The following is a 14,945-nucleotide window of genomic DNA, read 5'->3' as shown; positions in this document are numbered from 1 at the left end:
GTGCGGCTCCGGTTCTTTAGCTCCTTGGCATATTCGACGGGACCGGCTGGCACATAGGCTGTGCCAATGCCGGCGGCATAGTCGCTGTGTAGAAGGACGAAGCAGGCCGATGGTGGACCAACCGCCGCGCGTTCCTGCCGATGAAGGTGGAGTGCTTCCATGCCAGTGGCTGTCGAACAGCAGGACACGCCGGCGAACCGTCGTCCACAGCGCTCCGGTCTTCGCGAAACAGGACATGCCATGCGATCAGCTCCTCTGATGGAGGACACCGGACCACGACACCAGGCCATCGAGGGCGGCAGCTACGGGCCGCTGCGCGGGGATGACTGCGAGCGCATCCACGAGGGCGTGCTGACGCTCCTGGAGACGGTGGGTTTCGCCAATGCCATCCCTTCCTGCATAAAGGTGCTGACCAAGGCGGGGGCGGTCCGTGGCGACGACGACCGTGTGCGCTTTCCACGCGCGCTAGTGCTCGACACCATCCAGCGGGCGGCACGACATTTCACACTTCATGGCCAGGACGCCAGGCACGACATGGTGGTCCAGGGCAAGCGCGTGCACTACGGCACGGCAGGTATCGCCGTGCACCTGGTGGATCTGGAGAAGCGCGAGTACCGCGAATCCAAGCTGCAGGACATTTATGATGCTGCCCGCATCGTCGATGGGCTGGACAACATCCATTTCTTCCAGCGGCCGATGGTGGCGCGCGACATCGCCGATCCGCTCGAGATGGATTTCAACACGCTCTATGCCTGTGTGATGGGGACATCGAAGCACGTCGGAACATCCTTCACCGTGCGTGAGAACGTGAAGCCGGCGCTTGAAATGCTGTACGCCATCGCCGGCGGCGAGGAGAATTTCCGCGCCCGGCCATTCGTTTCTAACTCTAACTCATTCGTCGTGCCGCCGATGAAGTTCGCCGAGGATGCCTGCGGCGTGCTCGAGGCTTGCGTTGAAGGCGGCATCCCGATCCTGCTGCTCTCGACCGGCCAGTCCGGCACCACAGCACCTGCGGCGATGGCCGGCGCCGTCGTGCAAGCGGTGGCCGAGGTACTGGCCGGCCTGGTCTATGTCAACGCGCTCAAGCCGGGCCATCCGGCGATCTTCGGCGCCTGGCCGTTCATGTCGGACCTGCGCACCGGCGCCATGGCCGGCGGGTCGGCCGAGCAGTCGGTGGCAACGGCGGCCTGCGCCCAGATGGCGCAATTCTACGATCTGCCCGGCGGCTCGGCCGCTGGCATGACGGATTCGAAACTGCCCGACATTCAATCCGGCTACGAAAAGGGCATCACCAATGTGATGGCCGGCCTCTCCGGCCTCAACCTCGTCTACGAGGCGGCCGGCATGCATGCCTCGCTGCTCGGCTTCTGCCTGGAGAGCCTGGTCATCGACAACGACATGCTCGGTCATTGCCTGGGCTGCGCACGTGGCATCGACGTGACTGACGAGGCCCTGTCGATCGACAGCATCGCCGAGGTCTGCCTCAAAGGCCCAGGCCACTATCTCGACAACGAACAAACGCTCAAGCTGATGCAGACCGATCATCTCTATCCCGCCTTCGCCGATCGTTCCTCACCGAAGGAATGGAACGAAAAAGGCCGACCTGATATATTGCTGCGTGCGATCACCGAGAAGAAACGCGTTCTTGCCGAACGATTTCCGCGCCACGTGCCAAAACAGGTCGACGACAGATTGCGTGCCCGCTTCGGCAGCCTGATCCACCTGCCGCGTACGCATATGGGCGGCTGACCGGAGACGCGTTCGTGCAGCCATACAGCCACCACCCAGAGCCAATTCCGGACGAAAACCGCTTCACAGCTTTCCTGGAATTGCCCCAGGACCAACCATCGGGCAGAACGACAAATGAGTGCGCATCCTATCCTGCAAGCCCACACCGACGGCGACGCGATCGATCGGCTGGTGGCGTCTCACCGGCCCGGCCACGGCCTGGTGCGTGCCTTCTATCATGACCCGGCGATCTTCGAGCGTGACATGGAACGTGTCTTTCGCCGCCACTGGCATTGCCTGGCCCATGCCAGCGTTATCCCGAACCCCGGCGATTTCGAGCTGTTCAAACTGGGCGACGAGGCGGTCATCCTGACGCGCGGCATGGATGGCACGGTGCATGCCATGCTCAATGTCTGCCGCCACCGCGGCGCCGAGGTCTGCACCAAGGAGAAGGGCAACGCGAAGATGTTCGTGTGTCCCTACCACGCCTGGACCTATTCCAATGACGGGTCGTTGCGCGCTGCCCGCCTGATGCCGAAGGATTTCGACCGCACGGCGCACGGGCTGAAGAAGCTTCATGTCCGCGTTGCCTCCGGGCTGGTTTTCATTTCCTTCGCGGAGACGCCGCTCGATTTCGATCCAATCGAACAGTCGCTGCGCACAAGCTGCGGCCAGTATGGCTGGGGCGACGCCAAGGTGGCGTATCGCCAGTCCTATCCGCTCGACGCCAACTGGAAGCTCGCCGTCGAGAACTATGTCGAATGCTACCATTGCGGGCCGGCGCATCCGGAATATTCGCAGACGCATGCGCTGGAAAAGCCGGCCGAGATGATCGAGCAGCTCAACGCGGCGATGGAGCAGCGCACCTGCGCGCTTGGCATCGAGATCGGCAGCGCCAACCGCTGGCAGAACTCGGCGGCCGGTCAGGAAGCAATCCATACCTTCCGCTATGCGCTCTATGATGGCGTTTCGAGCGGCAGCCAGGATGGCTCGCCGGTGGCCCCGCTGATGGGCCGCTTCACCGACTATGACGGTGGCGTCACCTCCATCCATCTCGGCGGCACGACCTTCCTCGTGTGCTATCCCGATCACGGCATGATCTACCGCTTCATCCCGAAAACCGCGGGCACCTGCGAGATGGAGCTGATCTGGCTGGTGCGCGGCGACGCGGTCGAGGGCCAGGACTACGATCTGGAGAAGCTGACCTGGCTGTGGAAGGTCACCACCCAAGAGGACAAGAAGATCATCGAGCACACAGCGCGTGGCGTGCGCTCGCACTATTTCGTGCCGGGGCCGATCGCGCCGATGGAATACAACGAACTGCGCTACATCGGCTGGTATCTTGAGGAGATCAGCCGGGCTTGATCGACTCGGCTGCCGCGGGGGGATCCGGCAGATCTTGCCTGTCGCGTCATTCCGCGCTGAGCCCGTATCGGTCGACGACTTCGGCGTTGATCAGCTTGGCATGCAGCGTCATCAGCACGATCTGTGCGTCGAAGCTGTCGCCGGCCTCAAGTGCCGCCTCGATGCGGCGCTCGGCTTCCAGCGTCCGTTGATGGCCATTGGCTTGCTCGAAGGTTTCGGGACCCGCGATGCAATAGCTGCACAATTGTGCCACCGACGCATAGATGCCCGGCGGCGGCTCGTCGGGCCAGTGATCCTTCATCAGATTGACGATCGTGAGTTTTACCCCCTCCGGCACAAGGGCGGGATGCAGATCGGCGCCGCGCAATGCATCGTCGAGCTGCCTCAAGTCGCCCGAGCGACCGAACATTCCAAGGAAGCCGAGGGAAGAACGCCGTTGCGCCATAATGGTCCAACCGTTCCCAACCAGTTAGGTGGTTCACAAGCGGAATACAAAGGCAGCGGCATCCAAGCGTCGCGTTTAAGTAGATTCAGGCGATGCGCTTCAAGTCCTTGCAGGCATCAGCTACTTACCGCCAGCAACAAGACACCGGCCAGCGCCGATCCGGCAAGCGTCGGCAGCATACCGATCTTCAGCTTCAGAATGGCGATCATCGAGGCACAGGAAAGCAGCGCCGCGCGCCAGTCTATCGATGAAAGCACCGGCACGTCCATTCCAAGCCCGACATTGCGCACTTCGCCGAAGATGACGTGCAAGCCGAACCATAGAGCGAGATTCATGATGACGCCGACGACGGCGGCGGTGATCGCACCGAGCGCCGCCGACAGCGCCTTGTTGCCGCGCAGCGCTTCGATGTAAGGCGCGCCAAGGAATATCCATAGGAAACATGGGGTAAACGTCGCCCACAGCGTGAACAGCCCGCCAAACAGTCCGGCAACCAGCGGCGCCAGCAAGCCCGGCTGGCGGAACGCGGCAACGAAGCCGACGAACTGCAAGACCAGGATGAGCGGACCCGGCGTGGTTTCGGCAAGTCCAAGGCCGTCGACCATTTCACCGGGTGCCAGCCAGCCGAAGTACTCGACCGCTGCCTGCGCGACATAGGCAAGGGCTGCGTAGGCGCCGCCGAAGGTGACGACCGCCATGACACTGAAGAAGCCACCGATTTGCGTCCAGACGCTGGCAGGGCCGGTGAAAGCCCAGACCAGCAGAACAGGCCCCAGCCAGATCGGCAGCCAGATCGCCAAAGTGCGCGGCGCGTGCCATCGTGTCGGCCTGACGTGGGTCAGTTCGCCGCGCTCGAACATCAGATCGACCACGCCCTTTATGTCGGGAACATCGCCCTTGCCATGCGAGGCGCCGGAAAAAAATGCCGGCGCACTACGGTTGCCGATCCAGCCTGCCAGCCCGGCAAGCAGCACGATCAGCGGAAACGGCACGTTCAACGCGTAGATGGCGATGAAGGCAGCGAGTGCGATCGACACCATGACCGGGTTTTTCAGCGCGCGTTTGCCGATCCGGATCACCGCCTCGATGACAATGGCGAGCACGGTCGCCTTGACCCCGAAAAACAGCGCCGAGACGAGTGGTACATCGCCATAGAGCGCATAAAGGCTGCTCAGGACGAGCATGACAAGCGCGCCCGGCACGACGAAGAGAATGCCGGCAACAAGGCCGCCGGCCGTTTTGTGCAGCAACCAGCCGATATAGATGGCGAGCTGCTGGGCCTCAGGGCCAGGCAGCAGCATGCAGTAGTTCAACGCATGCAGGAAGCGCTGTTCGCCGATCCAGCGCCGTTCCTCGACCAGTTCCTTGTGCATGAGCGCGATCTGCCCGGCCGGGCCGCCAAAGCTGAGCACGCCGATTTTTGCCCAGACCTTCACGGCCTGCCGGAAGCTCGGCACAGCGGGCTCCTGAATCTCCGCCGGCTTTTTCGATAGGACGGCGCTCACGATGGCTTGCCCGCGCTGACTGTGCCGGCGGCCGGCCAGTTATGCGTCTCCTCGGTGGCATCGCGGCACCAGCGGAAGAACATATCATAGAGCAGCATGCCGGCCTCGAGCTGCTCCAGATCGTTGCGAAACATCCGTGACAGGCCAAGCGAGGCGGCCAGGAACCCGGCCGCCTGTGGAACAAGATCGAGGCTCGCAGTATCGGCAGCGCGTATGATCGTGGCCAAGCGATCGAGTGCTTCGGATTTAAGCCCGAACTCCTCGATCATGGTGTCGAAGGTGCAGCGTTCGCCGCGATGGCTCCAGAACACGTTCTCAATGTCGAAAGGCACGGCCTGAAAGCGATCGGCGACGGCCGACACTTCGGCCGGCTCGACGAAGAGAAAGACCGCGTGAGGATCGATGAAGCGCCGAATCAGCCAGGGGCAGGCGATGCGGTCGACCTTCGGGCGCGTACGCGTCACCCAAACGGTGCGGCCCTTGTCATCGCGGGGCGGTATCTTGCGGGCGTCAACGAGAAGCCCCTTGGCGTCGCGCCAGTCTTCAAACCCGCCGTCGAGCGATTCGGCGGCAATGCCCTCGTGGCGCAGCCATGCGGCCACGCCTTGCGAGTGCTTTTTTCCCTGTTGGCAGACGACTGTCACTTGCCAGCCGGCGAAGTCGGCAGCCCAGTTCGAGACAGTCCTGAAATCACGCCGATCCGACGCCGGCAGCAGTCGCGGGTCGGCGTTGTAGTCATCGTCGATGCGGACATCGATGATCGCGGGTGCACCCGGCAGACCAATCAGACGGGATAGTTGCGGTACGGTGATGGTTGTTGTCGACGGCATGGCGTCCACCTCCTGGAAAGAGAAGCTTGGACGCGAACATTGGGCTGACGCCTCACGGGGTCGTCGCGATTAACCCCTTGCGATGATCGTGGATTTGTCGCGCTCGCTTGTCAAGCATTGCCGTTCTCGCGGGAGCAATCGCTGTTGACAAATGACCGCGTCCAACCCTGTGCCGGGCATTTCTGCCCATTAGCGGCAGGCTATCGCAGGTGGAAAGCCGAGGCTTTCGCTCTGCGATGTGACCCCACCCCTACCCCTCCTGGCGCTGACCTCGGCAAATTGCCTGCACCGGCGGCTGGCTCATGCGACGGACCCTGGTCAGTGATTGTCCCTCGGCACCCCGCTTGTATGAGCCACATCCTGGTATTTTACCGCCGGCTTCAGCACCATGCCTTCGGAAAACTGGTCGACCATGCCGCGCTGGATCTCCTGCCACGGCGTCTGGTGCTTGGGATAGTGATAGCCGCCATTGTTCTGCAGTTCGGTGCGCCGCCGCGTGATCTCGTCGTCGCTGACGAGGATATCGGCGGTGCCCTTGCGCAGATCGACGCGGACGCGGTCACCGGTCTTCAGCAGCGCCAGCCCGCCGCCGATGGCGGCTTCCGGCGAGGCGTTGAGGATCGAGGGCGAACCCGACGTGCCCGACTGGCGGCCGTCGCCGATACAGGCCAGCGCGTGGATGCCCTTTTTGATCAGATAGGCCGGCGGCTGCATGTTGACGACTTCGGCGCCGCCCGGATAGCCGATCGGGCCGGCGCCGCGCATGAACAGGATGGTGTGCTCGTCGATGCCTTGTGCCGGATCGTCGATGCGGGCGTGGTAATCCTCGGGCCCGTCGAACACCATGGCGTTGCCCTCGAAGGCTTCGGGGTCCTTCGGGTTCGACAGATAGCGCTCGCGGAACTCGGGCGAGATGCCACTGGTCTTCATGATCGCCGAATCGAACAGATTGCCCTTGAGATTGATGAAGCCGGCATTGGCTTTCAGCGGCTCGGCAACCGTGCGGATGACGTCGAGGTTCTCGTTGACGGCGCCCCTGCAATTGTCACCGATGGTCTTGCCATTAGCTGTCATGGCTTCCGGATAGGGCAGCAGGCCGCCCTTCATCAGTTCGGCGACCACGGCCGGCACGCCGCCGGCATGGTGATAGTCCTCGCCGAGATATTCGCCCGTCGGCTGCAGATTGACGATGAGCGGTATGTTGAGGCCGACCTTCTGCCAATCGTCATTGTCGAGCGGCACGCCGAGATGGCGGGCGATGGCGTTGAGGTGGATCGGCGCGTTGGTCGAGCCGCCGATCGCCGAGTTGACGACGATGGCGTTCTCGAAGGCCTTACGGGTCATAATGTCGGACGGCTTCAGATCCTCATGCACCATGTCGACGATGCGCTTTCCGGTCTCGTAGGCGATCTGGCCGCGCTCGCGATAGGGGGCGGGGATAGCGGCCGAGCCCGGCAATTGCATGCCGAGCGCCTCGGCCAGCGAATTCATCGTGGTGGCGGTACCCATCGTGTTGCAATAGCCGGTCGACGGCGCCGAGGAGGCAACGATATCCATGAACTCGTCATAGCCAATCTCGCCGGCCGACAGGCGCTGGCGCGATTCCCAGACGATGGTGCCGGAGCCGGTGCGCTTGCCCTTGTGCCAGCCGTTGAGCATCGGGCCGACCGAAAGCGCGATAGCCGGAATGTTGACGGTGGCCGCGGCCATCAGCATGGCTGGCGTCGTCTTGTCGCAGCCGATGGTGAGCACTACGCCGTCGAGCGGATAGCCGTAGAGCACCTCTACCAGGCTGAGATAGGCAAGGTTGCGGTCAAGTGCAGCAGTCGGCCGCTTGCCGGTCTCCTGGATCGGGTGGCAAGGGAACTCGAAAGGGATGCCACCCATCGAGACGATGCCTTCGCGCACGCGCTTGGCCAGTTCGATGTGATGGCGGTTGCAGGGCGACAGGTCCGAGCCGGTCTGGGCGATGCCGATCAGCGGCTTGCCGGACATCAGTTCGGCCCGCGTCAGCCCGTAATTCAGGTAGCGCTCCAGATAGAGTGCCGTCATGCCCGGATTGTCGGGATTGTCGAACCACTCCTGCGAGCGAAATTTCTTCTTGTGGGTGGGGGCGCCTGCCATCGTGGTCTCCGTATTTGTATGACAAATCGATATGACAACGCGCGGGAGCAGGCAAGGGGCACGCGCCATCCGAATCCGCTCTTTGGTACGAAAGACATACATCTGCCTCCGCGCCAGACGGGATCGTGGTTTGTCAGCCCGCTATCCCGGAGAGTTGGAGCGCGTCGCCGCGGACCCTACCTGACCCTTCCGGCCACCCTCCCCCTCAAGGGGCCCACTTGGGGAGGGACATCCGCATCACTCGAACACGATGCTCGGCACCGCAGCCTCGGCCGCGCCGCGCTCTTCATTGACGCGGTCCCAGACCTTGGCGGCGATGTCGCGATAGATTTTCGCCTCAGCGCCATCCGGCTTGGAGACCACCACCGGCGTGCCGGCATCGGAGCTTTCGCGGATGCCCATCTCGAGCGGCACTTCGCCAAGGAAGGTGACGCCGAGACGCTCGGCCTCGCGGCGGGCGCCGCCATGGCCGAAGATGTCGTAGCGTTTTCCCGTATCGGGGGCGAGAAAATAGCTCATGTTTTCGACGATACCCAATAGCGGCACGTCGACCTTTCTGAACATGTTGAGGCCTTTGCGCGCATCGATCAGGGCCAGGTCCTGTGGCGTCGAGACGATGACGGCGCCGGCCAGCGGCACCTGTTGGGCCATGGTCAGCTGGGCGTCACCGGTGCCGGGCGGCATGTCGACGACGAGCACATCAAGCGGTCCCCATTCGACCTCGCGCAGCATCTGCGTCAATGCCGACATCACCATCGGCCCGCGCCAGATCATCGGCGTCTCCTCATCGACGAGGAAGCCCATCGACATGACCTTGAGGCCATAATTCTGCATCGGCTTCAGGATCTTGCCGTCGACGGTCTGCGGCCTGCCACGAATGTTGAGCAGACGCGGCATGGAAGGGCCATAAATGTCGGCATCGAGCACCCCGACCCGCAGCCCGTTGGCGGCAAGCCCAAGGGCGATATTGACGGCGGTGGTCGACTTGCCGACGCCGCCCTTGCCGGAAGCGACGGCGATGATCGCTTCGATGCCGGGTACGCCGCGCTTGCCCTGGCTGTGCGAGGCGGGCGCCTGCGGCGTGGGACGCGCAGGTGCGGCCGGCGGAGCGGGCCTCTGAGCCGGTCTTTGCGGAACCGGCGCCTCCATGCCGCCGCCCTTCTTTTCCGCCGTCAGCGCGACCACGGCGCCGGCAACACCGGGGATCGCCTTGACGACACGTTCGGCCGCCGCACGCAGCGGTTCCATCTCCTGGGCACGGGCAGCGGGAACGGTTATCGAAAAGAACACCTTGGCATCGGCAATGAAAATCTCGGAAACCAGGCCGAGGTCGACGATATTGCCGGTGAAATCCGGCCCATTGACCGTCTTCAGGCGCTCGATAACGATTTCCTTGGTCACGTTTTCATTGGCGGCGGGCATGAGTTTTTCCTCTACTTTTCCGCTCCAGATAATGCAGTTCCGGAACAGAACCAAGCGATGGACCACCAATTGCAGCGGCGTATCGGGGAGGCAGCGAGCATATGACGGCATTTCCAGTGGGAGCAGCCGTCGCCAAATCGTCAGCGCAGCCTATTTCATGAGCATGGAATGACAGCCAGGGAAGGAGACGAATCATGCTCGCAAACAGCAACGCGACGGCCAATCTCGCCGTGAAGGACCTGGCCAAGGCCAGGGCATTCTACGAAGGGGTCCTTGGCCTGAAAGAGGTGCACAATGAAGGTGGCGAACTGATCGTCTATAAAAGCGGCGACACCAGCATCAACGTCTACCGTTCGAACTTCGCTGGGACCAACAAGGCGACGGCTGTGACATGGACGGTCGGCGACGAACTCGGCAAGATCGTTGAGGCATTGAAATCGAAGGGCGTGACCTTCGAGCATTACGACATGCCCGGGCTGACGCTTGAGGGTGACATCCATGTCGGTCACGGCATGAAGGTCGCATGGTTCAGGGATCCGGACGGCAACATCCTGAATCTTGTGGACCGGTAGTCGCCGCGCCAGAGGCGGCTCCAGGCGCCATGATGCTCACATCACCTTGCCAGACCGACCGCGAAGTAGGTGAGAGCCGCGATCGCCGCGGTTGCCGGCAAGGTGACGATCCATGCGACCACGATGTTGCCGGCAATGCCCCAGCGAACGGCGGAGACGCGGCGGGCGGCGCCGACGCCGATGATAGCGCCGGTGATCGTGTGCGTGGTCGATACCGGAATACCGAGCCAGGTGGCGGCGAACAGGGTGATCGCTCCGCCGGTCTCGGCGCAGAAACCCTGCATCGGGTTCAGCCGGGTGATCTTCGAGCCCATGGTGTGGACGATGCGCCAGCCGCCGAGCAACGTGCCCAGCGCCAGCGCCGACTGACAGGTGATGACGACCCACAGCGGCACGTAAAAATTCGCGCCGAGCATGCCTTGCGAATAGAGCAGCACGGCGATGATGCCCATGGTCTTCTGCGCGTCGTTGCCGCCATGGCCGAGCGAATAGAGCGAGGCGGAAAAGAACTGCATGACGCGGAAGGCGCTGTCGACGGCGAACGGCGTCTGCCGCACGAACAGCCACGAGACCGCGAGGATCAAGACAAGCGCCAGCAGAAAGCCTGCCGACGGCGACAGCACGATGGCCGCCGTCGTCTTGCCCAACCCGGCCCAGACGATGGCACCGGTGCCTGCCTTGGCAACGCCGGCGCCGACCAAACCGCCGATCAGAGCGTGCGAGCTACTGGACGGGATTCCGACGAGCCAGGTGACGACATTCCAGACGATGGCGCCGACAAGTGCTGCGAAGATTACTGCCGGCGTGACGATGCTGGCGTCGATGATGCCGGTTCCGAGCGTCTCCGCTACGTGAAGACCGAAGAACATGAAGGCGATGAAATTGAAGAAGGCCGCCCAGAACACCGCATAGTGCGGCCGCAGCACCCGGGTGGAGACGATGGTGGCGATGGAGTTGGCGGCATCGTGCAGGCCGTTGAGGAAATCGAAGAACAGCGCGACGACGACAAGGCCGACCAGCACGGGAAAGGCTATTGCGGCTTCTGACACTATACGTTCTCGATGACGATGCCGCTGATTTCGTTGGCGACGTCCTCGAAGCGATCGACCACCTTTTCCAGCTGGCCGTAAATCTCGCTGCCGATCAGATAGGCCATCGGATCGCTGCGGCCGTGCCGCTTGAACAGGTCCTTCAGGCCCTGCTCGTGCAGGTCGTCGGCCCGGCCTTCGGCGCGCATGACCTCCTCGGCGATGGCGTTGAGGCGCACCGTATGCGCCCCGACCTTGCCGAGCAGCGGGATCGCCTCGGCCACCAACTTGGCGGCCTCGACGATGACACCTCCCATTTCCTGCATCAGCGGGTCGAATTCCTTCTTCTCGAACAGCCTTACCGTCTTGACGGTTTTGTGCATCATATCGATGGCATCATCCATCGACTGGATCAGGTCCTTGATGTCGCCGCGGTCGAAGGGCGTGATGAAGGAGCGGCGCACGGCCAGCAGCACTTCCGCGGTGATCTGATCGGCTTCGTTCTCGAGATCGATGATCGTCTGACACCAGCGGTCGATGTCGTTGCCCTGCAAAAGCTGCTGCAGTGCCTCGGCGCCACCGACCACGGTGCGGGAATGCCGCTCGAACAGGTCGAAGAAGCGATCTTCGCGCGGCAAAAGCTTGCGGAACCAGCCCAGCATGTTCGGTACTCCCGTCGTGTCCAGTCCACGACCCCGTCTCATCCACATAGCGCCGCATTCCATCGCCGGAAACAGTAAGCCGGCTGAAAGATGTGGATGCGGACGATTTACACACGCGGCTTGCGGCCGAAGACGATTTCCACGACGTTGCGCGCTACAATCGGACACAGCGTCCGTGACAGGCTCCCGACGGCATGATCGATAAGCTGGAATTCTTCATAGCACTTGCCAGGGAAGAACATTTCGGCCGGGCGGCGGAGGTGTGCGGCGTCACCCAACCGACGCTTTCGGCCGGCATCAAGCAGCTGGAAGGCCAGCTCGGCGTGATGCTGGTGCTGCGCGGCTCGCGCTTCCAGGGATTGACGCCGGAAGGCAAGCAGGTGTTGGTGTGGGCGCGCCGCATCGTCGGCGATAGCAGGACCATGCGCGAGGAGATGCGGGCGGCGCGCCACGGCCTGTCGGGGCGCATCCGCATCGCCGCGATCCCGACGGCGCTGGCCATGGTGGCGCGACTGACGACGCCGTTTCGGGCAAAGCATCCCGGCGTCACCTTCTCGGTGCTGTCGCGCACCTCGATCGAGGTGCTATCGCTGCTCGGCAATTTCGACATCGACGCCGGCATCACCTATCTCGACAACGAGCCGCTCGGACGCGTCACTAGCGTGCCGCTCTATGACGAGCGCTATCAGCTGATCACCGCGGTCGGGAACCCCTATTTCGACCGCGACAAAGTGACATGGGCGGAACTCAGCCAGCTGCCGCTCTGCCTGCTGACGCCGGACATGCAGAACCGCCGCATCATCGACCAGCATCTGGCCGAAGCCGGCGTGCAGGTGCGGCCGACATTGGAATCCAACTCGATGATCGTGCTGTTTTCGCATATCCGCACCGGCAAATGGTCGTCGATCATGCCGCTTAACCTTGCGGAAACCTTCGGTTTTTCCGAGCCGATCCGGGCGATCCCGATCGTCGAGCCGGATGCCAGCCACACGGTCGGGCTGGTGGCGGCGCGGCGCGAACCGCACACGCCGCTGGTCTCGGCGCTGTTGGACGAGGCAATGGCGCTGGCGGACGATTTCCACGGCCGCCGCTAGGCTAGACAATGCTGGTGAACGCGAACGATAGAAAATTTCTATCGAGCAACGGATCGGCTTTATTGATTTAGCGGGTTTCCTCTGATTTCCTAACCACTTAGCGGAATACCGCCACGACCAGGGAGGGCGCTGCATGACGATGCAGCTAGCAAGTACCGAGATCGCATCGCGCACGGCGGCGATCATCCACGAGCTGAAAGGCCTCGAAGGCCCGCTGTTGCCGATCCTGCACGGCATACAGGAAGAGTTCGGTTATGTGCCGCAGGACGCACTGCCGATCATCGCCGAGGTGCTGAACATCTCCAGGGCCGAGGTTCATGGCGTCGTCACCTTCTATCACGATTACCGCAGCCAGCCCGCCGGCCGCCATGTGCTGAAGCTCTGCCAGGCGGAAGCCTGCCAGTCGTTGGGCTCGGATGCGATTGCCGCCAAGCTCAAATCATTGCTGGGCATCGGTTTCCACGAGACAACCCGCGACGGTTCGGTGACACTGGAGCCGGTCTATTGCCTCGGCCTTTGCGCCTGCTCGCCGTCGGCAATGCTGGACGGGGAGGTGATCGGGCGGCTCGACGACGAAAAGCTCAACGAGATCGTTGCCGAGGTGCGCTCATGATCCCGCGTATCTATATTCCCGGCGATTCCGGCGCGCTGGCGCTCGGTGCGGAAAAGGTTGCCAAGGCGGTTCGTGCGGAATTGGCCGAGCGCGGCATCGAGGCCAAGATCGTGCGCAACGGCTCGCGCGGCGCCTATTTCCTCGAGCCTATGGTCGAGGTTGCGACAGCCACTGGCCGCGTCGCCTACGGGCCGGTGAAGCCATCCGACGTCAAAAGCCTGTTCGACTGCGGCTTCCTCACCGGGGGCCACCACAAGCGCTGGCTGGGCGCACCGGACAAGATCCCGTTCCTAGCAAGGCAGACACGGCTGACCTTTGCGCGCTGCGGCGTCACCGATCCGCTGTCGCTCGACCACTACAAGGCGCATGGCGGGCTGAAGGGCCTGCAGAATGCAGTGGCGATGACGCCGGCCGAGGTCGTCAAGCAGGTGACCGAGTCCGGGCTGCGCGGTCGCGGCGGCGCCGGCTTCCCGACCGGCATCAAATGGAAAACTGTGCTCGATACGTCGGCCGACCGCAAATACATCGTCTGCAATGCCGATGAAGGCGATTCCGGCACGTTCGCCGACCGCATGATCATGGAAGGCGACCCCTTCGTGCTGATCGAAGGCATGGCGATCGCCGGCATCGCCACCGGCGCGACCAAGGGCTTCATCTATATCCGCTCGGAATATCCGCATGCGGTGGCGGTGATGCAGAAGGCCGTCGAGATCGCCCGCAAGGCCGGCGTGCTCGGCGTCAATGTGCTCGGCTCGGCCAATTCATTCGACATGGAAGTGCGGGTCGGCGCCGGCGCCTATGTCTGCGGCGAGGAGACCGCGCTGCTCGACAGCCTCGAAGGCAAGCGCGGGCAGGTGCGGGCCAAGCCGCCGCTGCCGGCGCACAAGGGCCTGTTCGGCAAGCCGACGGTGATCAACAACGTCATCTCGCTGGCCTCGGTGCCGGTGATCATGGACAAGGGCGCTGCCTTCTACAAGGATTTCGGCATGGGCCGTTCACGCGGCACCATCCCGATCCAGATTGCCGGCAACGTCAAGTATCCCGGTCTCTACGAGGCGGCGTTCGGCATGACGCTGGGCGAGATCGTCGACGATATCGGCGGCGGCACGGCGACGGGACGCCCGGTCAAAGCGGTGCAGGTGGGTGGCCCGCTCGGCGCCTACTTCCCGCGCGCGCTGTTCGACACGCCGTTCGACTACGAAGCGTTTGCCGCCAAGGACGGGCTGATCGGCCATGCCGGCATCGTCGTTTTCGACGACAGCGCCGACATGCTGAAGCAGGCACGCTTTGCCATGGAATTCTGCGCCATCGAGAGCTGCGGCAAGTGCACGCCGTGCCGCATCGGCTCGACTCGCGGTGTCGAGGTGCTGGACAGGCTCGCCCAGAACGTCGAACCGGAAAAGCAGATCGCGCTGGTCACCGACCTTTGCAACACAATGAAGTTCGGCTCGCTTTGCGCTCTCGGCGGCTTCACCCCATATCCAGTGATGAGTGCACTCAACCATTTCCCGGACGACTTTCGGCCGACGCCGGTCGCCGAAGCAGCGGAATAGGAGC

Annotated in this window: 13 protein-coding genes; 6 read left to right on the top strand and 7 right to left on the bottom strand. The window is 63.1% G+C overall.

Features of this window, described 5'->3' with window-relative positions; all coding sequences use genetic code 11:
• Positions 1 to 159 precede the first annotated feature (159 nt).
• Positions 160 to 1,749, top strand: coding sequence for a trimethylamine methyltransferase family protein (locus tag NKI72_RS01125; protein WP_352813759.1), 1,590 nt, complete (start codon positions 160 to 162; stop codon positions 1,747 to 1,749).
• 114 nt (positions 1,750 to 1,863) lie between these two features.
• The gene (locus NKI72_RS01120) at positions 1,864 to 3,093 is read left to right on the top strand and encodes an aromatic ring-hydroxylating oxygenase subunit alpha (protein WP_352540459.1); all 1,230 of its coding nucleotides are present in this window, start codon (positions 1,864 to 1,866) and stop codon (positions 3,091 to 3,093) included.
• Between the two features lie 46 nt (positions 3,094 to 3,139).
• On the opposite strand, the gene NKI72_RS01115 is transcribed toward NKI72_RS01120, so the two are convergent.
• The 5 genes from NKI72_RS01115 to NKI72_RS01095 form a co-directional block, all read right to left on the bottom strand.
• Positions 3,140 to 3,538 carry a hypothetical protein gene (locus NKI72_RS01115; RefSeq protein WP_352469996.1) on the bottom strand — a complete coding sequence of 133 codons (399 nt, stop codon included), beginning with the start codon at positions 3,536 to 3,538 and terminating at the stop codon, positions 3,140 to 3,142.
• A gap of 116 nt (positions 3,539 to 3,654) precedes the next feature.
• Positions 3,655 to 5,043: a chromate efflux transporter gene (gene chrA / locus NKI72_RS01110; RefSeq protein ID WP_352813763.1), complete on the bottom strand. Its 1,389-nt coding sequence runs from the start codon at positions 5,041 to 5,043 to the stop codon at positions 3,655 to 3,657.
• Positions 5,040 to 5,873: a chromate resistance protein ChrB domain-containing protein gene (locus NKI72_RS01105; protein WP_352849804.1), complete on the bottom strand. Its 834-nt coding sequence runs from the start codon at positions 5,871 to 5,873 to the stop codon at positions 5,040 to 5,042. Before NKI72_RS01105 ends, chrA begins: the two co-directional genes overlap by 4 nt.
• A 318-nt stretch (positions 5,874 to 6,191) precedes the next feature.
• Entirely contained in the window at positions 6,192 to 7,997 is a 1,806-nt protein-coding gene (locus NKI72_RS01100) for an IlvD/Edd family dehydratase (RefSeq protein WP_352613838.1), read from the bottom strand.
• A gap of 237 nt (positions 7,998 to 8,234) precedes the next feature.
• On the bottom strand, positions 8,235 to 9,419 hold the full coding sequence (locus NKI72_RS01095; protein ID WP_352469992.1) for an Mrp/NBP35 family ATP-binding protein: 1,185 nt from the start codon (positions 9,417 to 9,419) through the stop codon (positions 8,235 to 8,237).
• 194 nt (positions 9,420 to 9,613) lie between these two features.
• Between NKI72_RS01095 and NKI72_RS01090 the strand changes: the two genes are divergently transcribed.
• Positions 9,614 to 9,991, top strand: a complete 378-nt coding sequence (locus NKI72_RS01090; protein ID WP_352469991.1) for a VOC family protein — start codon at positions 9,614 to 9,616, stop codon at positions 9,989 to 9,991.
• Between the two features lie 41 nt (positions 9,992 to 10,032).
• On the opposite strand, the gene NKI72_RS01085 is transcribed toward NKI72_RS01090, so the two are convergent.
• Both NKI72_RS01085 and NKI72_RS01080 read right to left on the bottom strand, forming a co-directional pair.
• Positions 10,033 to 11,040 carry an inorganic phosphate transporter gene (locus tag NKI72_RS01085; protein WP_352849803.1) on the bottom strand — a complete coding sequence of 336 codons (1,008 nt, stop codon included), beginning with the start codon at positions 11,038 to 11,040 and terminating at the stop codon, positions 10,033 to 10,035.
• Positions 11,040 to 11,681 (bottom strand): DUF47 family protein, encoded by a 642-nt coding sequence (locus NKI72_RS01080; RefSeq protein ID WP_352613837.1) that lies wholly within the window; start codon positions 11,679 to 11,681, stop codon positions 11,040 to 11,042. The genes NKI72_RS01085 and NKI72_RS01080 overlap by 1 nt, the downstream gene beginning before the upstream one ends.
• A gap of 194 nt (positions 11,682 to 11,875) precedes the next feature.
• On the opposite strand from NKI72_RS01080, the gene NKI72_RS01075 reads away from it, so the two are divergent.
• The 3 genes from NKI72_RS01075 to NKI72_RS01065 all read left to right on the top strand — a co-directional run bounded on the left by NKI72_RS01075 (position 11,876) and on the right by NKI72_RS01065 (position 14,941).
• On the top strand, positions 11,876 to 12,775 hold the full coding sequence (locus NKI72_RS01075; protein WP_352470186.1) for a LysR family transcriptional regulator: 900 nt from the start codon (positions 11,876 to 11,878) through the stop codon (positions 12,773 to 12,775).
• 133 nt (positions 12,776 to 12,908) lie between these two features.
• Complete coding sequence (locus NKI72_RS01070; RefSeq protein WP_352813773.1) at positions 12,909 to 13,388, top strand: formate dehydrogenase subunit gamma; 480 nt, start codon at positions 12,909 to 12,911, stop codon at positions 13,386 to 13,388.
• The gene (locus tag NKI72_RS01065) at positions 13,385 to 14,941 is read left to right on the top strand and encodes a formate dehydrogenase beta subunit (protein WP_352613835.1); all 1,557 of its coding nucleotides are present in this window, start codon (positions 13,385 to 13,387) and stop codon (positions 14,939 to 14,941) included. Before NKI72_RS01070 ends, NKI72_RS01065 begins: the two co-directional genes overlap by 4 nt.
• The last annotated feature ends 4 nt before the right edge of the window (positions 14,942 to 14,945 follow it).

This window comes from Mesorhizobium sp. M0437, assembly GCF_040321335.1.
GTDB lineage: Bacteria > Pseudomonadota > Alphaproteobacteria > Rhizobiales > Rhizobiaceae > Mesorhizobium.
The sequence above is the reverse complement of the archived record's forward strand: the minus strand, read 5'-3'. Positions and strand labels throughout refer to the sequence as shown.